At 70.7% G+C, this 18,019-nt stretch carries 14 protein-coding genes; 4 read left to right on the forward strand and 10 right to left on the reverse strand.

Going from position 1 to position 18,019, the window contains the following annotated elements; translation table 11 throughout:
* Positions 1-246: 246 nt before the first annotated feature.
* From ACZ7LK_RS31665 to thyX, 3 genes are all read right to left on the reverse strand, one after another.
* Positions 247-1,932 carry a ribonuclease J gene (locus ACZ7LK_RS31665; RefSeq protein WP_392277736.1) on the reverse strand — a complete coding sequence of 562 codons (1,686 nt, stop codon included), beginning with the start codon at positions 1,930-1,932 and terminating at the stop codon, positions 247-249.
* 112 nt (positions 1,933-2,044) lie between these two features.
* Positions 2,045-2,944, reverse strand: a complete 900-nt coding sequence (gene dapA, locus ACZ7LK_RS31670; protein ID WP_392277735.1) for a 4-hydroxy-tetrahydrodipicolinate synthase — start codon at positions 2,942-2,944, stop codon at positions 2,045-2,047.
* 199 nt (positions 2,945-3,143) lie between these two features.
* The gene (thyX, locus tag ACZ7LK_RS31675; RefSeq protein ID WP_471144596.1) at positions 3,144-3,884 is read right to left on the reverse strand and encodes an FAD-dependent thymidylate synthase; all 741 of its coding nucleotides are present in this window, start codon (positions 3,882-3,884) and stop codon (positions 3,144-3,146) included.
* 187 nt (positions 3,885-4,071) lie between these two features.
* Between thyX and ACZ7LK_RS31680 the strand changes: the two genes are divergently transcribed.
* On the forward strand, positions 4,072-4,314 hold the full coding sequence (locus ACZ7LK_RS31680; RefSeq protein ID WP_392277733.1) for a hypothetical protein: 243 nt from the start codon (positions 4,072-4,074) through the stop codon (positions 4,312-4,314).
* 107 nt (positions 4,315-4,421) lie between these two features.
* Complete coding sequence (locus ACZ7LK_RS31685) at positions 4,422-4,967, forward strand: hypothetical protein (protein ID WP_392277732.1); 546 nt, start codon at positions 4,422-4,424, stop codon at positions 4,965-4,967.
* A 78-nt stretch (positions 4,968-5,045) separates the two neighbouring features.
* Here ACZ7LK_RS31685 and ACZ7LK_RS31690 read toward each other — a convergent pair whose 3' ends face one another.
* The 7 genes from ACZ7LK_RS31690 to eccD all read right to left on the reverse strand — a co-directional run bounded on the left by ACZ7LK_RS31690 (position 5,046) and on the right by eccD (position 12,657).
* The gene (locus tag ACZ7LK_RS31690) at positions 5,046-5,450 is read right to left on the reverse strand and encodes a hypothetical protein (RefSeq protein ID WP_392277731.1); all 405 of its coding nucleotides are present in this window, start codon (positions 5,448-5,450) and stop codon (positions 5,046-5,048) included.
* Between the two features lie 99 nt (positions 5,451-5,549).
* Positions 5,550-6,005, reverse strand: a complete 456-nt coding sequence (locus ACZ7LK_RS31695) for a tetratricopeptide repeat protein (RefSeq protein WP_392277730.1) — start codon at positions 6,003-6,005, stop codon at positions 5,550-5,552.
* 7 nt (positions 6,006-6,012) lie between these two features.
* Positions 6,013-6,768: a 4-hydroxy-tetrahydrodipicolinate reductase gene (dapB, locus tag ACZ7LK_RS31700; protein ID WP_392277729.1), complete on the reverse strand. Its 756-nt coding sequence runs from the start codon at positions 6,766-6,768 to the stop codon at positions 6,013-6,015.
* A 44-nt stretch (positions 6,769-6,812) separates the two neighbouring features.
* Positions 6,813-8,192 (reverse strand): M16 family metallopeptidase, encoded by a 1,380-nt coding sequence (locus ACZ7LK_RS31705; protein ID WP_392277728.1) that lies wholly within the window; start codon positions 8,190-8,192, stop codon positions 6,813-6,815.
* The gene (locus ACZ7LK_RS31710; RefSeq protein WP_469464619.1) at positions 8,189-10,408 is read right to left on the reverse strand and encodes a polyribonucleotide nucleotidyltransferase; all 2,220 of its coding nucleotides are present in this window, start codon (positions 10,406-10,408) and stop codon (positions 8,189-8,191) included. The genes ACZ7LK_RS31705 and ACZ7LK_RS31710 overlap by 4 nt, the downstream gene beginning before the upstream one ends.
* Positions 10,409-10,708: 300 nt before the next feature.
* Positions 10,709-10,999, reverse strand: coding sequence for a 30S ribosomal protein S15 (rpsO, locus tag ACZ7LK_RS31715; RefSeq protein WP_006346214.1), 291 nt, complete (start codon positions 10,997-10,999; stop codon positions 10,709-10,711).
* Between the two features lie 155 nt (positions 11,000-11,154).
* Entirely contained in the window at positions 11,155-12,657 is a 1,503-nt protein-coding gene (gene eccD, locus ACZ7LK_RS31720) for a type VII secretion integral membrane protein EccD (RefSeq protein ID WP_392277726.1), read from the reverse strand.
* A gap of 219 nt (positions 12,658-12,876) precedes the next feature.
* Here eccD and eccCa point away from each other — a divergent pair, with 219 nt between their 5' ends.
* Complete coding sequence (gene eccCa / locus ACZ7LK_RS31725; protein ID WP_471144597.1) at positions 12,877-16,845, forward strand: type VII secretion protein EccCa; 3,969 nt, start codon at positions 12,877-12,879, stop codon at positions 16,843-16,845.
* 236 nt (positions 16,846-17,081) lie between these two features.
* Complete coding sequence (locus tag ACZ7LK_RS31730) at positions 17,082-18,005, forward strand: protein kinase family protein (protein WP_471144598.1); 924 nt, start codon at positions 17,082-17,084, stop codon at positions 18,003-18,005.
* Positions 18,006-18,019 lie beyond the last annotated feature (14 nt).

An 18,019-nucleotide genomic window follows, 5' to 3' on the forward strand; every position in this document is an offset into this window, starting at 1 on the left:
TACCAGATCCGTTTTCCGTTCCGTTTCCGGTTCGGATTCTGTTTCCGGTGGCCGTTGGAGGGCCTTTGCCTTTCGGCTGCTCCGACTTTATCAGAGATTCTGAGTCGGAATTTCCGGCTCTTCCCGGGCACCCTTCGAGGCACACGAAGGTGCCGGGTTCCCGTTCAGGCGGAGCCGTAAACGTACTGGAGCGGGGCGCCCCGATGCAAATCGAGGGGCCCCGCTCCGCGACGAGCTGGTGGAACGTCAGACCTCGACGACCACGGGGAGGATCATCGGCCGGCGGCGGTAGGAGTCGGAGACCCACTTGCCGATGGTGCGGCGGATGAGCTGCTGGAGCTGGTGCGGCTCCGCGACCCCGTCCGCGGCCGACTTGGCGATGGCCTCGTGCACCTTCGGGATGACCGCGTCGAAGGCGCCGTCCTCGATGCCCGAGCCGCGCGCCTGGATGTGCGGGCCGCCGACGACCTTGCCTGTCGTGGAGTCGACGACCACGAACACCGAGATGATGCCCTCGTCGCCGAGGATGCGGCGGTCCTTCAGGTGCACCTCGGTGACGTCGCCGACCGAGAGGCCGTCGACGTACACGTAACCCGCCTGGACCTTGCCGACGATTTTGGCCTTGCCGTCGACGAGGTCGACCACGACGCCGTCCTCGGCGATGACGATCCGGTCCTTGGGGACCCCCGTCAGGGCGCCGAGCTCGGCGTTGGCGCGGAGGTGGCGCCACTCGCCGTGGACCGGCATCAGGTTCTTCGGCCGGCAGATGTTGTAGAAGTACAGCAGTTCGCCGGCCGAGGCGTGGCCCGAGACGTGGACCTTGGCGTTGCCCTTGTGGACGACGTTGGCGCCCCAGCGGGTGAGGCCGTTGATCACGCGGTAGACCGCGTTCTCGTTGCCCGGGATCAGGGACGACGCCAGGATCACGGTGTCGCCCTGGACGATGCGGATCTGGTGGTCGCGGTTGGCCATGCGGGACAGGGCCGCCATCGGCTCGCCCTGGGAGCCCGTACAGACCAGCACGATCTCGTGGTCCGGGAGGTCGTCGAGGGTCTTGACGTCGACGACCAGGCCGGCCGGGACCCGGAGGTAGCCCAGGTCACGGGCGATGCCCATGTTCCGGACCATCGAACGCCCGACGAAGGCGACTCGTCTGCCGTATTCGTGGGCCGCGTCGAGGATCTGCTGGATGCGGTGCACATGGCTGGCGAAGCTGGCCACGATGATGCGCTTCTGCGCGCCGGCGAAGACCGAGCGCATGACGTTGGAGATGTCGCGCTCGGGCGGGACGAAGCCCGGGACCTCGGCGTTCGTGGAGTCCGACAGCAGGAGGTCGATGCCCTCCTCGCTGAGGCGCGCGAAGGCGTGCAGGTCGGTGAGACGGTTATCCAGCGGGAGCTGGTCCATCTTGAAGTCGCCGGTGTGCACCACCATGCCCGCGGGGGTGCGGATGGCGACGGCCAGGGCGTCGGGGATGGAGTGGTTGACCGCCACGAACTCGCAGTCGAAGGGGCCGAGGCGCTCGCGGTCGCCCTCCGTGACCTCCAGGGTGTACGGACGGATCCGGTGCTCCTGGAGCTTGGCCTCGATGAGCGCGAGCGTCAGCTTCGAGCCGATGAGCGGGATGTCGGGCTTCAGCCGGAGCAGGAAGGGGACGCCACCGATGTGGTCCTCGTGGCCGTGCGTGAGCACGATGCCCTCGATGTCGTCGAGGCGGTCCTTGATGCTGGTGAAGTCCGGCAGGATCAGGTCGATGCCGGGCTGCTCCTCCTCGGGGAAGAGCACGCCGCAGTCGACGATCAGCAGGCGGCCGTCGAACTCGAAGACGGTCATGTTCCGGCCGATCTCGCCGAGACCGCCGAGCGGGGTGACGCGCAGGCCGCCCTTGGGCAGCTTCGGGGGCGCGCCCAGTTCAGGATGCGGATGACTCAAAAGACTCTCCTCACCACACGCGCCACGTACCAGTGAGGCACGTGGCGCGCATGACATTCGTGCACTTGCTGTTGTCTGATGTTGATTTCGTATTCAGTTATGAAGTCCGTTGCTACAGCTGTACCCCGCCGGCGGCGAGGTCGATCTTGAGCTGAGCGGTTTCCTCCGGGGAGAGCTCCACGAGCGGCAGGCGCAGCGGCCCGGCGGGGAGGCCCTGGAGGGCGAGGGCGGCCTTGGTGGTGATCACGCCCTGGGTGCGGAACATTCCGGTGAAGACCGGCAGCAGCTTCTGGTGGATCTCGGTGGCCTTCTGGACGTCACCGGTGAGGTGGGCGTCGAGGAGGGCGCGGAGCTCCGGGGTGACGACGTGGCTCACGACGGAGACGAAGCCGCAGGCTCCTACGGAGAGCAGCGGCAGGTTGAGCATGTCGTCGCCCGAGTACCAGGCGAGGCCGCTGCGCGCGATGGCCCAGCTCGCGCGGCCGAGGTCGCCCTTGGCGTCCTTGTTGGCGACGATGCGCGGGTGGGCGGCGAGGCGGACGATCGTCTCGGTGTCGATCGGGACGCCGCTGCGGCCGGGGATGTCGTACAGCATCACGGGGAGGCCGGTGGCGTCCGCGATGGCCGTGAAGTGCCGGAAGAGGCCCTCTTGCGGGGGCTTGTTGTAGTACGGGGTGACGGCTAGCAGGCCGTGCGCCCCGGCGCGTTCGGCGGCGCGGGCGAGTTCCACCGAGTGGTGGGTGTCGTTGGTTCCGATGCCGGCGACGACGTGGGCGCGGTCGCCCACCGCCTCCAGGACCGCTCGTACGAGCTGGTCTTTCTCCGCGTCGCTGGTGGTCGGGGACTCGCCGGTGGTGCCGTTGATGACGAGACCGTCGTTGCCTGCGTCGACCAGGTGGGCGGCGAGCCGCTGGGCGCCGTCGAGGTCGAGTACGCCGTCCGCCGTGAAGGGCGTGACCATGGCGGTGAGGACCCGCCCGAAGGGGGTCTGCGGAGTGGAGATCGGAGCCATGGGTAACACGCTACTCGCTGCTCTGCCCGCCGGGTCCCCTCGGGGGACGTGAGGGAGGTGGAGCCCGGCACTGCCTGCTCGGGGGTTCAAGCAGTGCCGGGTCCGTTTGATCAGCCTAGATGAACTTCTCGAAACGCCGCAATACGGACACTTCGGGCGGATGATCCGCACATCTGTACCGGGCTTTGACCTGGGACGACTACGGAGCGACGCGGCCGTTCGCGTTGAAGGCGGCGTACGTCAGGGGCATCAGCCGGGCCCACTCCTGCTCCATCTTCTCCCCGACCATCTCGATCTCACGCTGGGGGAAGGACGGGACCTTGGCCAGCTCGTGCTGGGTGCGCAGCCCGAGGAAGTGCATCAGCGAGCGGGCGTTGCACGTGGCGTACATCGAGGAGAACAGGCCCACCGGGAGGACCGAACGGGCCACCTCGCGGGCGACGCCGGCGGCGAGCATCTCCTGGTACGCCTCGTACGCCTGGACGTAGGAGGTCTCCATCGTGCGCTCGACGAGCGCCTGCTGGTCCTCGGTGCCCTCCACGAAGACGTACTTGCCGGGACGCCCCTGCTGGACGAGCTTGCGGGAGGCGTCGGGGACGTAGAAGACGGGCTGGAGCTCGCGGTAGCGGCCGGACTCCTCGTTGTACGACCAGCCCACGCGGTGCCGCATGAACTCGCGGAACACGAAGATCGGGGCGCTGATGAAGAACGTCATCGAGTTGTGCTCGAAGGGGCTGCCGTGCCGGTCCCGCATCAGGTAGTTGATCAGCCCCTTGGAGCGCTCGGGGTCCTTCTGGAGCTCCTCCAGGGACTGCTCGCCGGTCGTGGAGACGCGGGCCGCCCACAGGACGTCGGAGTCGGCGGCGCTGTGCTTGACCAGCTCGACGGTCACTTCGCTGCGGAAACTGGGCTTGAGGTCTTCGGCGGGGGTGTCGGTCACCGACGCGGTCCTTCCCTTTGCATCGTTGGGCGGCGCCCACTCTACGGCCCGGCACCGACAGCCGAGGACGAGGCGGGGACGGCTGACATCGTTCGATCGATGCGGGGAAATCGGGCACCAAACCGCTGCTTCGCGCGTCTGTCCCAGTAGCAGCGTCCATCGCCCGCATTCCAAGGAGGGTTCTCACATGTTCCGCCGGCGTGAGGCAGTCCCGTTCGCGTTCGTCGCCGAGGCCGACCGCTTCCGCAGTAACGTCACTCCCCCGACTCGGCAGCGTCCCAGCATTTCCGAAGTGACCGGTCGTACGCTGATCGGGCTGACCGTCGTGGCCGGTCTGGTCGGGTCGCTGCTCTTCGGCCTTCCGGCGATGGAGTCGGGTCCCGGTACCACCGGGCACGGGCAGCAGTCCGAGGCTTCCCACGGGCGCTGAATCGGGCACTCCCCCGTACGGCCACCCTGGAGTGGCCGGTCGTCGGACCGCTGGGTAGCCTCACCCGGCACAGCCCCATCGAGCGTGCGTATGAGTGAGGACCAGCCGTGCCCCTGCCCTTCCTGACGGCCGACCGCGGTTTCGACACCGACGAGGACGTCGCGCTGCCGTTCGACGACCACGACCAGTGGCGCCGCCCGTACCGCCCGGGGCCCTGGCGGGTCGCGGCGGCGGCGCTGGCGCTGCTGCTCGCCTCGTTCATGCTGCTGGCCACCGTGATCATCGCCTTGGCGGGGGGGCTGTCCGGCGCCGCCGTGTGCTTCGGGCTGGCGGCGCTGGTGATCGTCTGCGCGTTGCGGATGCTGCGCGTCGGGACGTGGGTGAGCCGGCACGGTCTGCGGCGCGTCGCCTTCTTCCGTACGACGACGCTGCCGTGGTCGCGGGCCGGGGGCGTCCGTACGGTGCAGCAGCCCGTGCGGTGGCTGGGGCTGCCGAGGACCGTTCAGGGGCAGGCCCTGGTGGTCGCGCGCAAGGGTGGCGAGCAGCTCGCGCTGCTGACCGACCACAACGCGGACTTCCTGGCCCGGGTCGAGGCCTTTGAGCGGGCGGCCGACACGGTCGAGGCGTGGAGCGCGGAGTACGCGTCGTCCTAGGCCGACCCCGCGCCATTCGCCGTACCGCAGTCGTGTCCGGGCTCCGGTCCTCCTCGGGAGGGCCGGAGCCCGGTCGTTTCAGCGGGCGAACCAGGCCTTGCTCTCGGCCGAGGCGAACGTGGTGACGACGGCGACGGCCAGCAGGAGGCCGACGATCACCGTCGGGCCCCCACCGGAGAAGAGGGTGAACACGGCGCCGGCCATCAGGATCACCTCGATGACGATCACGGCGACCCGCACCCAGTCCAGGCGCCGCAGGGTGAGCACCGCCGCGGCGATCAGCGCGGCGGCCGCCAGCAGCGACACGTACGCCATGGCGCGCAGGACGCCGGCGTCCTCGTCCTGTCCGTGGTCCACCCGGTCGCTCACCAGGGAGAGGATGAGGACCGCGGCGAGCACGTTCATCAGGCCCTGGAACCACACGGCCACCAAGGCGAACTTGAGCTTGCCGGGCATCGGCGCGGGTACTGCTCGCTGACTCATGACGGACTCCCCCCTCGTCGGTAGGGAGAGCATGGACGTGGCCGCGCGGGCTGTCCAGATGCCGCGGAAGCGTATTTCGTCCGGTTGCCGGAGCCCCGGTCAGGTCCCGACGGGCCGCCTGCCCTCGTGGAGGGCGATGGCCCGCTGCATCGCCTTGCGGGCGCGCGGGGTGTCGCGGGCGTCGTGGTAGGCGACCGCGAGACGGAACCAGCAGCGCCAGTCGTCGGGCGAGTCCTCGGTCTCCGCGCGCCGCCGGGCGAAGACGGCGTCGGCCGAGTCGCGGACGACGCGGCCGCTGGGGGTGCGCTCCAGCTCGTCGGCCGGCAGTCCGCCCTCGGCCTCCAGTACGGCGGCCAGGCGGTTGGCCTTGGTGACGAACCGCGTGTTCTGCCACAGGAACCAGACGCCGATGACCGGCAGGACGAGCACCGCGCAGCCGAAGGTGACGGTGAGCGCGGTGCCGTGCTGGATCAGCATCACACCACGGCTGCCGACCAGGACGAAGTAGACGACCAGGACGGCTGCCGTGACGAAGTAGGTGATCTTGGCGCGCATGAGGTGATCAGCCCAGGTCCAGGAAGTGTTCCAGCCCGAAGGTGAGACCGGGGGTGGTCACCACACGGCGGGCGCCGAGCAGGATGCCCGGCATGAAGCTGCTGTGGTGCAGCGAGTCGTGGCGGACCGTGAGGGTCTCGCCCTCGCCCCCGAGGAGCACCTCCTGGTGGGCCAGCAGGCCCCGGAGGCGTACGGCGTGGACGGGGACGCCGTCCACGTCCGCGCCGCGGGCGCCGTCCAGGGCCGTCGCCGTGGCGTCGGGCTGCGGGGCGCAGCCGGCCTCCGCGCGGGCGGCGGCGATGAGCTGGGCGGTGCGGGTGGCGGTGCCGGAGGGGGCGTCCACCTTGTTGGGGTGGTGGAGCTCGACGACCTCGACCGACTCGAAGTACGGCGCGGCGATCTGCGCGAACTTCATGGTGAGGACCGCGCCGATGGAGAAGTTCGGCGCGATCAGGACGCCCGTCTCCGGGGAGCCCTCCAGCCAGCCGTTCAACTGGGCGAGGCGGTCCTCGGTCCAGCCGGTGGTGCCGACCACGGCGTGGATGCCGTGGCGTACGCAGAAGTCGAGGTTGCCCATGACGGAGGCGGGGGTGGTGAGTTCCACCGCCACCTGGGCGCCCTTCTCGGCGAGCGTCTCCAGCTTGTCGCCGCGCCCGAGGGCGGCGACGAGTTCCATGTCCTCGGCGGCCTCGACGGCGCGTACGGCCTCGGAGCCGATGCGTCCCTTGGCGCCGATGACCGCGACCCGCAGCTTGCTGCTCATGCTCGTACTTCCTTCGGTTGCGTCGGTTCCGTCCGGGAGAGGCGTTACGCGACCGCGGTGTGGAGGCGGTCCGCCTGCTTGTCCTTCAAGGGGCCGATCACCGACAGCGACGGGCGCTGTCCGAGGATCTCGGCGGCCACCTCGCGTACATCATCGGGGGTGACGGCGGCCATCTCGGCGAGCATGTCGTCGACCGACATCTGGTCGCCCCAGCACAGCTCGCTCTTGCCGATGCGGTTCATCAGCGCACCGGTGTCCTCCAGGCCGAGGACGGTGGAGCCCTTGAGCTGGCCGATCGCCCGCTCGACCTCGTCGTCGGTCAGGCCTTCGCGCGCGACGCGGTCCAGTTCGTCGCGGCAGATCCGCAGCACGTCGTGGACCTGGTTCGGCCGGCAGCCCGCGTACACGCCGAAGAGACCGCAGTCGGCGAAGCCGGAGGTGTACGAGTAGACGCTGTACGCCAGCCCGCGCTTCTCCCGGACCTCCTGGAAGAGGCGGGAGGACATGCCGCCGCCGAGGGCCGTGTTGAGCACGCCCAGGGCCCAGCGCCGGTCGTCGGTGCGGGCGAGGCCCGGCATGCCGAGGACCACGTGGGCCTGCTCGGTCCGGCGGCCGAGGACCTCGACGCGGCCGGCCGTGCGGATGGTGCGCCGGCCGTCGCGCGGGGCGACCGGGACGGCGTCCGTACGGGTGAGGGCGCCGGCCTTCTCGAAGGCGCGGCGGACCTGGCGTACGACCGTGGCGTGGTCGATGTTGCCGGCGGCGGCGACGACCAGGTGGGTGGGGTCGTAGTGCTTCTTGTAGAAGCGGCGGATGCGGTCCGCGGACAGGGCCTCGACCGTGTCGACGGTGCCGAGGACCGGGCGGCCCAGCGGGGTGTCGCCGAACATCGTCTTCGCGAAGAGGTCGTGGACGACGTCACCGGGGTCGTCCTCGGTCATCGCGATCTCCTCGAGGATCACGCCGCGCTCGGCGTCGACGTCCTCCTGGAGGATCAGTGAGCCGGTGAGCATGTCGCACACCACGTCGATGGCGAGCGGCAGGTCGGTGTCCAGCACCCTGGCGTAGTAGCAGGTGTACTCCTTCGCCGTGAAGGCGTTCATCTCGCCGCCGACCGCGTCTATGGCGGAGGAGATGTCGAGGGCGCTGCGGTTGCGCGTGCCCTTGAAGAGGAGGTGCTCCAAGTAGTGCGTGGCGCCACCGAGGGCGGGCGTCTCGTCGCGGGAGCCGACGTGCGCCCAGATGCCGAAGGTGGCGGAGCGCACCGAGGGGAGGGTCTCGGTGACGATGCGGAGGCCGCCGGGCAGGGTGGTGCGGCGGACCGTGCCGATGCCGTCCCGGCCCTTGAGAAGCGTTTGGGTACGGGCGACGGCCCGCGCCTCCGAGGAGGTGCGGGCCGTCGCCTTCGAACTACGGGACGTCACTGGTCGGTGTCGTCCTTCGTCTCGCCCTCGGCGTCCTCGTCCGCGATCACGGGGATCAGGGAGAGCTTGCCGCGCTGGTCGATCTCGGCGATCTCGACCTGGACCTTGGAGCCGACCGCGAGCACGTCCTCGACGTTCTCCACGCGCTTGCCACCGGCGAGCTTGCGGATCTGCGAGATGTGCAGCAGGCCGTCCTTGCCCGGCATGAGGGACACGAACGCACCGAAGGTGGTGGTCTTGACGACCGTACCCAGGTAGCGCTCGCCGACCTCCGGCATGGTCGGGTTGGCGATGCCGTTGATCGTGGCGCGGGCGGCCTCGGCCTGCGAGCCGACCTGGGCACCGATGTAGATGGTGCCGTCGTCCTCGATCGTGATCTCGGCGCCCGTGTCCTCCTGGATCTGGTTGATCATCTTGCCCTTGGGGCCGATGACCTCACCGATCTTGTCCACGGGGATCTTGACGGTGATGATCCGCGGGGCGTTCGGGGACATCTCGTCCGGCGTGTCGATCGCTTCCATCATCACGTCGAGGATGTGGAGGCGGGCGTCGCGGGCCTGCTTGAGGGCCGCGGCCAGGACGGAGGCCGGGATGCCGTCCAGCTTGGTGTCGAGCTGGAGGGCGGTGACGAACTCCTTCGTACCGGCGACCTTGAAGTCCATGTCGCCGAAGGCGTCCTCGGCGCCGAGGATGTCGGTCAGCGCGACGTAGTGCGTCTTGCCGTCGACCTCCTCGGAGATGAGGCCCATGGCGATGCCGGCGACGGGGGCCTTGAGCGGCACACCGGCGTTCAGCAGCGACATGGTGGAGGCGCAGACCGAGCCCATGGACGTCGAGCCGTTGGAGCCGAGGGCCTCGGACACCTGGCGGATCGCGTACGGGAACTCCTCGCGCGTCGGCAGCACCGGCACGATGGCGCGCTCGGCGAGCGCGCCGTGGCCGATCTCGCGGCGCTTGGGCGAGCCCACGCGGCCGGTCTCACCGACGGAGTACGGCGGGAAGTTGTAGTTATGCATGTAGCGCTTGCGGGTCACCGGGGAGAGGGTGTCCAGCTGCTGCTCCATGCGGAGCATGTTGAGGGTGGTGACGCCCAGGATCTGGGTCTCGCCACGCTCGAACAGCGCGGAGCCGTGCACGCGCGGGATGGCCTCGACCTCGGCGGCGAGCGTACGGATGTCCGTCAGGCCACGGCCGTCGATGCGGACCTTGTCCTTGATGACGCGCTCGCGGACCAGCTTCTTGGTGAGCGAGCGGTACGCGGCGGAGATCTCCTTCTCGCGGCCCTCGAACTGCGGGAGCAGCTTCTCGGCGGCGATCTCCTTGACGCGGTCCAGCTCGGCCTCGCGCTCCTGCTTGCCGGCGATGGTGAGCGCCTGGGAGAGCTCGGTCTTGACCGCGGCGGTCAGCGCCTCCAGGACGTCGTCCTGGTACTCGAGGAACACCGGGAACTCGCCGACCGGCTTGGCGGCCTTGGCGGCCAGGTCCGACTGGGCCTTGCAGAGGACCTTGATGAAGGGCTTCGCGGCCTCGAGACCGGCGGCGACGACCTCCTCGGTGGGGGCCTCGGCGCCGCCCTTGACGAGCTGGATGGTCTTCTCGGTGGCCTCGGCCTCGACCATCATGATCGCGACGTCGCCGTCCTCCAGGACGCGGCCGGCGACGACCATGTCGAAGACGGCGTCCTCGAGCTCGGTGTGCGTCGGGAAGGCGACCCACTGGCCCTTGATCAGGGCGACACGGGTGCCGCCGATCGGGCCGGAGAAGGGCAGGCCGGCCAGCTGCGTGGAGCAGGAGGCGGCGTTGATCGCGACCACGTCGTACAGGTGGTCGGGGTTGAGCGCCATGATCGTCTCGACGATCTGGATCTCGTTGCGCAGGCCCTTCTTGAAGGAGGGGCGCAGCGGCCGGTCGATCAGGCGGCAGGTGAGGATCGCGTCCTCGGAGGGGCGGCCCTCCCGGCGGAAGAAGGAGCCGGGGATCTTGCCGGCCGCGTACATCCGCTCCTCGACGTCCACCGTGAGGGGGAAGAAGTCGAGCTGGTCCTTGGGCTTCTTGGAAGCGGTGGTGGCCGACAGCACCATGGTGTCGTCGTCCAGGTACGCCACGGCGGAGCCGGCGGCCTGCTTGGCCAGGCGGCCCGTCTCGAAGCGGATGGTGCGGGTGCCGAAGGTGCCGTTGTCGATGACGGCCTCGGCGTAGTGGGTCTCGTTCTCCACCAAAGCGAATTCTCCGTTGCTTGTCGTCTTTGCGTCCCGGGTCGCCCGTGTGGCGAGGGGACGGGGCGGAGAAGTGCGCCGTGTGTGCGGGGCCGGTCTTCGATCGAAGCGCCCGGGGTGATCTCTCCCGGGGGCCACTACCGAGGACCGGCGACGGCGCCGGGGCACCTCTCCAGTATGTGATTGTCGCTTTTCCGTTATGGCGTTGTGTAAGCCAGCCTACAAAGGGGAGGCAACACTCCGCATGTACAGCAAAGGGAGCGGCCCCCTAGAAGTGGGAACCGCTCCCTCCACGGCGTCTTACTTGGCGCCGCCGGCCGCACCGCGGCGGATGCCGAGGCGGTCGACCAGCGTACGGAAGCGCTGGATGTCCTTCTTGGCCAGGTACTGCAGCAGGCGGCGGCGCTGGCCGACCAGGATCAGCAGACCACGACGGGAGTGGTGGTCGTGCTTGTGGGTCTTGAGGTGCTCGGTCAGGTCCGAGATGCGGCGGGAGAGCATCGCGACCTGGACCTCGGGGGAGCCGGTGTCGCCCTCCTTGGTGCCGAACTCGGCCATGATCTGCTTCTTCGTAGCGGCGTCGAGAGACACTCGGTACTCCTCTTGGTGTTCGATGCGCCCACGAGTGCCCCTGGTCTTGGTCTCAGGGGAGCTTCCGTGACTCGGAGGCGAAGGACCGATGAGCGCAGCTCCCAGATGATCCGGAAGCGCGTACACGAACGGCCGTTACACAGCGTACCAGCCGCTCAGGACGTCATGGCACGGATCGCGTGGTAGACGTCGAAGACGGCGAGGCACAGCGGGATGAGGGTGAGGAGGACGAACGCCTCCGCGATCTCCAGGAAGCGCCCCCAGAAGGGGGTGACGCCCTTGCGCGGCACGATCAGGCCGATGGAGACGATCAGCGCGGCGGCGCCGGCGACCGCGGCGGCGAGCCACACCGTACGGATGTCCAGTGCCGTGGCGTCGCGCCCCAGGCCGGCGGGCGGGTTCAGGCACAGCCCGAGGCCCAGCAGGACGAGGGCGCCGAGGCCCGCGGCGAGGGCGCAGCCGACCTGGGCGGTGTAGCGGAAGAGGTGGGCGCGCATCAGCATGGCGACGCCGGTGGCGAGCGCCAGCAGCCGGCCGTAGGTGTTGTCGGAGAAGCCGAGCACGGCGGCCGAGCCGACCGCGACCAGCGCGCAGCCGCCGACGAGGCCGACGAGCAGCTCGTGGCCCCGCCGCACCTGGGCGGCGATCCGCCCGGCGTCCACCGGGCCCTGGGGCTCCGACTCCGCTCCGTAACCGCCGGCGGACGTGCGGGGCGGCTCGAAGCCGATCGGGAGGCGGGCGAAGCGGGTGGACAGGCCCGGAAGGAAGGCCAGCGCGCCGACGGCGAGCGGGGCGCACACGGCGGCGCTCTCGGCGGTGTCCATGCCGGTCATGATCGCGGCGAAGGTCACCAGGGCGCCGGTGCCGGCCGCGAGGACGAACGCGACGAAGGGGCCGTCCCCGCTCGGGGCGACGAGGGTCAGGACGACCGCGACGACCAGGACGGCGGCGCAGGCCAGCAGGAACTGGAGCTTGCCGTTGCCCTGCCCCGCGGGCGGCGGCAGCAGGCCGGCGCCGGCCACGGCGGCGTTGACCATGGCGCCGATGCCGAGGGCCACGGCGGAGCCGCGGTCGTCGTACACCCGGGCGCGTACGCAGGCGAGGGCGAGCAGCAGCACACCGGCGACCGCGGCCAGGACGCCCGGCAGCCCGTGCACGTCGTGCCGCGGGGCGGCGGTCCACAGCGCGAAGCCGAGCAGGACCAGCAGGACCGAGCCGCCGAAGAGCCCGGCGCCGCGCATCAGGTCGTCGGTCCACAGGGTCCGGTCACGGGCGACCGCCGAGGCGACGGCGTCGGAGACGTCGTCGAACACGGCGGGCGGCAGCGACTCGGCGAAGGGCCGCAGGGAGAGCAGTTCGCCGTCGAGGATGCGCTGCGCCGCGAGGGAGCGGGCGCCGTCGAGGACGCTGCCGTCGCGGCGGACGAGGTGGTACCCGACGGGGGCGCCGGGGGCGGGGCTCTGCCCGGACAGCCGGAGGACCTCCGGGTAGAGGTCGGCGACGGGGATGTCCTCGGGCAGTGCGACGTCGACACGGCCGTCCGGTGCGACGACAGTGACGCGGCAGAAACCCGTTCCGCCGCCGGACGGAGTCGCGGGAGCCGGGTGGCCGGCTCCGGAACCCGTACCGGTACCGGTGGCCGCGGCTGAGGCCGTCATACTCACCTGCTGCTTCCCCTCGTGGTGTTCGTGGGTCGTCGGCGTGGCGCGGTCGAGTGACCCGTAATTTGCGTTGGTTCATGCACGCGCCAACACGTCGCGCCACCCTACCGCCCACCCGCCTCCCCCTCCGCCAGTAGGATCCCCACCGCGGATGGAGCCCGTCGCCACGGGGGCGCCGATAGGAACATTTCCGTCCGGCAAGGGAATTGGTGAGCTGTGAGTCAGATCGTCGTCAAGCGCCCACCACGGGCCCTTCCCTCCGAAGTGCCGGTCGATCCGGTGCAGCTGCAACCGCCGCCCGAACTGCCGCGGGGCCAGCAGGAGGGCGTTCTGATGCAGTTGTTGCCGACGCTCGGCATGGCCGGATCGGTCGTCTTCTTCTTCATGACCCCGAACCCCGTGATGCGCATCATGGGCATGGTGATGATCGCGTCCACCGTCGCGATGGCCGTCGCCATGCTGGTGCGCTACCGGCGCGGTACCCAGGGCCAACTCGCCGACATGCGGCGGGACTACCTCAAGTACCTGACGCAGACGCGGCGTTCGGTGCTGCGGACCGCGCGGCTCCAGCGCGACGCGCAGTTCTACCTGCACCCGTCGCCGGAGCAGTTGTGGGCCCTGGTCGCCGAGGGCAGCCGGGTGTGGGAACGGCGCGTCGGCGACGACGACTTCGGCCAGGTACGCGTCGGCCTGGGCAGCCAGCAGCTCGCCACACCGCTCATCGTCCCCGAGACCGCTCCCGTGGACGAGCTGGAGCCGCTCACGGCCGGGGCCATGCAGAAGTTCCTCTCGGCCCACGGCACGCTGGACGGCCTGCCCATGGCCGTGTCCTTGCGCGCCTTCTACCACGTGACCGTGAGCGGGGACCCCGACTCCGTCCGCGCCTCGACGCGGGCCATGGTCGGTTCTCTCGCCGCGCTGCACTCCCCCGAGGACCTGGTCATCGCCGTGGCCGCGGATGCCGCCGCGGCACCGCACTGGGAGTGGGCCAAGTGGCTCCCGCACGTCCAGGCACCGGGTCCCGGTGACGGCGCGGGCAGCCGGCGCCTGATCACGACCGACTCGCGGCACCTCCAGGACATGCTGGCCGCGCGCCTGGAGGGCCGCCCCCGCTTCCACGGCGGCGGTCAACCGCTGCTGGACCAGCCGCACATCGTCGTCGTGCTCGACGGCCAGTCGGTCCCCCACGCGTCGGCGCTCGCCGCCCCGGAGGGCGTGCAGGGCGTGACGATCATCGAGGTGGTCCCGGGGGAGATGACGGCTGCCCGTGGCGCCCTGTCCGTGATCGTGCACCCCGACTCGCTCCAGCTCGAGTCCGGCCACGGCCTGGTGTACGACGGGGTCCCCGACCGGCTGGGCGTCGAGGCCGCCGAGGCTCTCGCCCGCCAGCTCGCCCCGCTGCGCATCGCCTCGGGATCGGACGACGACGAGCCGCTGCTGGCGAACCTGGACTTCACCGACCTGCTGAACCTCGGTGACGCCGCGTCGGTCGACGTGAGCCGCACCTGGCGGCCGCGGTCGCAGTCGGAGCGGCTCCGCGTGCCCATCGGTGTCGGCGAGGACGGCACCCCGGTCATGCTGGACCTGAAGGAGGCGGCCCAGGAGGGCATGGGCCCGCACGGACTGTGCGTGGGCGCCACCGGTTCCGGCAAGTCCGAGCTGCTGCGCACGCTGGTGCTGGGCCTCGCGGTCACGCACTCGTCCGAGACGCTCAACTTCGTCCTCGCGGACTTCAAGGGCGGCGCGACCTTCGCGGGCATGTCGCAGATGCCGCACGTCGCGGCCGTGATCACCAACCTCGCGGACGACCTGACGCTGGTGGACCGCATGGGCGACTCCATCCGCGGCGAGCTCAACCGGCGCCAGGAGATGCTGCGCGACGCGGGCAACTACGCCAACATCCACGACTACGAGAAGGCCCGGGCCGCCGGCGCGCCGTTGCAGCCGATCCCCTCGCTGGTCCTGGTCATCGACGAGTTCAGCGAGCTGCTCACCGCGATGCCGGACTTCATCGAGATGTTCGTGCAGATCGGCCGGATCGGCCGGTCCCTCGGCGTCCACCTGCTGCTGGCGTCGCAGCGCCTGGAGGAGGGCCGGCTGCGCGGTCTGGAGACGTACCTGTCGTACCGGATCGGTCTGCGGACCTTCTCGGCCGCCGAGTCCCGTGCGGCGATCGGTGTCCCCGACGCCTACTCGCTGCCGAACGTCCCCGGTTCCGGGTACCTCAAGTACGGCACGGACGAGATGGTCCGCTTCAAGGCGGCGTACGTGTCCGGTGTGTACCGCTCGAACCAGCACGCCGCCGTCACCGGTGGGCCGCTCCCGGTGGACCGCCGCCCGGTGCCGTTCACCGCGGCGCCGGTGCCGGTGCGGTACGTCGAGCCCGCCGCGCGGGCGGGGGTGCCGGAGCCCCGGCGGGCGGAGGACGACGCGCTGGCCGACTCGGTGCTGGACGTGATCGTGCGGCGGCTGGAGGGCCGGGGCGCGGAGGCGCACCAGGTGTGGCTCCCGCCGCTGGACAACCCGCCGCCGCTGGACGAGATCCTGCCCGGCCTCGCGGGCGTGGAGAGCCGGGGCCTGACGCAGCCGGGGTACGAGGGCGCGGGCCGGCTCATCGTCCCCCTCGGTGTGGTCGACAAGCCCTTCGAGCAGCGCCGGGACGTGCTGTACCGGGACTTCTCCGGCGCGGCCGGCCACATGCAGATCATCGGCGGCCCGCAGTCCGGCAAGTCGACGTTGCTGCGCACCCTCGTCGCGGGCTTCGCGCTGACCCACACACCGCAGGAGGTCCAGTTCTACGGCCTCGACTTCGGTGGTGGCGGTCTGGCGGCGATCGCGGATCTGCCGCACGTGGGCGGGGTGGCGTCACGCCTCGACCCGGAGAAGGTGCGGCGCACGGTCGCCGAGGTGTACGGCATCCTCTCGCGGCGCGAGGAGTACTTCCGCAGTACGGGCATCGACTCCATCGCCACGTTCCGCAAGCTCCGTGCCCGCGGCGAGATCTCGGTGGCGGACCAGCCCTGGGGTGACGTCTTCCTCGTCATCGACGGCTGGGGCAACTTCCGCACGGACTACGAGGGCCTCGAACCGGCGGTCCTCGACATGGCGGCGCGCGGTCTCGGTTACGGCATCCATGTGATCCTGACGGCGTCGCGTTCGATGGAGGTGCGCTCCAACATCAAGGACCACCTGATGAACCGGCTGGAGCTGCGGCTGGGCGACACCATGGACTCGGAGGTGGACCGCAAGATCGCCGTCAACGTCCCCAGCGGCGTACCGGGCCGCGGTCTGATTCCCGAGAAGCTGCACTTCATGGCCGCCGTACCGCGCATCGACGGCATCAGCTCCGACAGCGACCTGGCCGAGGCCACGGCCGCGATGGTGCGTGAGGTCGGCCGCCACTGGACGGGCCCGTCCGCTCCGAAGGTGCGTCTGCTGCCCCGCGAGCTGCCGGCGGAGAACCTGCCGGCGGGATACGTGGAGCCGAAGCGTGGTGTCGCCTTCGCGATCGACGAGAACAACCTGGAGCCGGTCTTCGTCAACTTCGACCGCGACCCGTTCTTCCTGGTCTTCGGCGAGAGCGAGTCGGGCAAGTCGAACCTGCTGCGGCTGCTCATCAAGCAGGTGTGCGAGCGGTACGACGGGAACTCCGCGAAGTTCTTCGTGATCGACAACCGGCGTGCGCTGCTGGACGTCACCCCGGCGTCGCACCTGGCGGAGTACGTCCCCATGTCCAACAACATGGACCACCATGTGGACGCGCTCGCCGACCTGATGCAACGCCGCACCCCCTCCGCCGACGTCACGGCCCAGCAACTGCGGGACCGCAGCTGGTGGAGCGGTCCGTCGGTGTACGTGGTCGTCGACGACTACGACCTGGTGTCGACGTCGAGCGGCAACCCGCTGGCCAAGCTCACGGAGCACCTGCCGTTCGCGCGTGACGTGGGCGTCCGCTTCATCATCGCCCGCAATGCGGCGGGCGCGAGCAGGGCCGCGTACGAGCCGTTCATGCAGCGGATGATGGAGCTCGGCGCGCAAGGCGTCCTGCTGTCCGGTGACCCGCAGGAGGGCGATGTCCTCGGCGGCGTACGGATGCGGCCGATGCCGGCGGGGCGGGGCGTCTTCGTCTCACGGCAGCGCGGCAACCCGCTGGTGCAGACGGGGTGGCTGGGGGAGCCGGAATAGGCGCACCGGGACAGCTCCTTCGTGGACGGGGGTGGCGGCACCGTACCGGCCGTCGCCCCCGGCCACGACGCCCCGCGGACGACGGCCATCGGGCCCGCCGTACGGGCCGGGGCGGGTCGTGCGGGCGCCCGGGGACGCCCGCCGGCGAGCGGCGTCTGTTCCTCGGTCCCACGCCCGGCGTGCCGTGGGCGTCTGGAGGCTCCGGGGCTGTCATTTTTCCGAGGGGGAATTCACAGATGGAACGAGGGCGCACGGAACGGCCCTCCGGCGACGGCCCTCGCCGCATCGGCCCGTACCAGTTGATCACTCGGCTCGACCCGAGCGGGCCCGGCCATCCGCCCGTGCCCGAGCGCCGGTTCGTCGCGCGCAGCGCGGACGGCGAACGTACGGTTCTGGTGAGCGCGCCGCTCGACGGTGTCGACCCCGGCCGCTTCCTCGTCGAGGCGCAGGCCGCACGCGTGCCGGCCGGGCCGTGGGTGTTGCCCGTGACCGAGGTGTCGCCGTCTCCGGCCGCGCCCTGGTACGCCACGCCCTACCTTCCCGTGCTCCCCCTGCCGGTCGCCCTGGCCGTGCACGGCGGCCCGTTGCCCGAGGACACCGTACGGGCCCTGGGTACCGCCCTCGCCGACACGCTCGCGGCCGCACACGCGGCGGGCATCACCCACGCGGGCCTCTCCCCAGCGGCGGTGTTGCTCGCCTGGGACGGGCCCCGACTCACCTGTTACGGCTCCGTGCGCGCGGCCGCGCCGGACGGCGAGCGGCGCAACGGCCGTCCCGGACTGGATCCGGGCAGTCTGGCCCCCGAGGCGGCGGCCGGCGGGCGCCCGCGCCCCGCGGGCGACATCCACGGGCTCGGTGCGGTGCTCGCGTACGCCGCCACCGGCCACACGGTCCCGGACGGAGACGAACTTCCCGCCTCCCTGCGCAGCGTGGTCTCCCGCTGCCTGACCCGCGACGCGGCGGCCCGGCCGACGGCGTCCGAGCTGTCGCTCGCCCTCCGGTCGGGCCCGTCGGCCTCGTCGGCGACGGTTCTGGACCCGTCGGCGCCGCTGCCGGCCCGCAGTTGGCTGCCGGGCCGTGTGGTCGCGGCACTCGCCCGCCAGTCGGCCCGGATCCTGGCCGCCGAGATCCGTCTCCCGCGAACCACCACCAGGACCTGACGACGATGCTCGCG

It is taken from the genome of Streptomyces sp. NPDC039423 (assembly GCF_055598725.1).

Coding starts and splice junctions, on each gene's coding strand:
- ACZ7LK_RS31680 (WP_392277733.1), top strand. CDS start 4,072: ATGTTCCGCCGGCGTGAGGCAGTCCCGTTCGCGTTCGTCGCCGAGGCC.
- ACZ7LK_RS31690 (WP_392277731.1), bottom strand. CDS start 5,450: ATGAGTCAGCGAGCAGTACCCGCGCCGATGCCCGGCAAGCTCAAGTTC.
- ACZ7LK_RS31730 (WP_471144598.1), top strand. CDS start 17,082: ATGGAACGAGGGCGCACGGAACGGCCCTCCGGCGACGGCCCTCGCCGC.
- dapA (WP_392277735.1), bottom strand. CDS start 2,944: ATGGCTCCGATCTCCACTCCGCAGACCCCCTTCGGGCGGGTCCTCACC.
- dapB (WP_392277729.1), bottom strand. CDS start 6,768: ATGAGCAGCAAGCTGCGGGTCGCGGTCATCGGCGCCAAGGGACGCATC.
- eccD (WP_392277726.1), bottom strand. CDS start 12,657: ATGACGGCCTCAGCCGCGGCCACCGGTACCGGTACGGGTTCCGGAGCC.
- ACZ7LK_RS31695 (WP_392277730.1), bottom strand. CDS start 6,005: ATGCGCGCCAAGATCACCTACTTCGTCACGGCAGCCGTCCTGGTCGTC.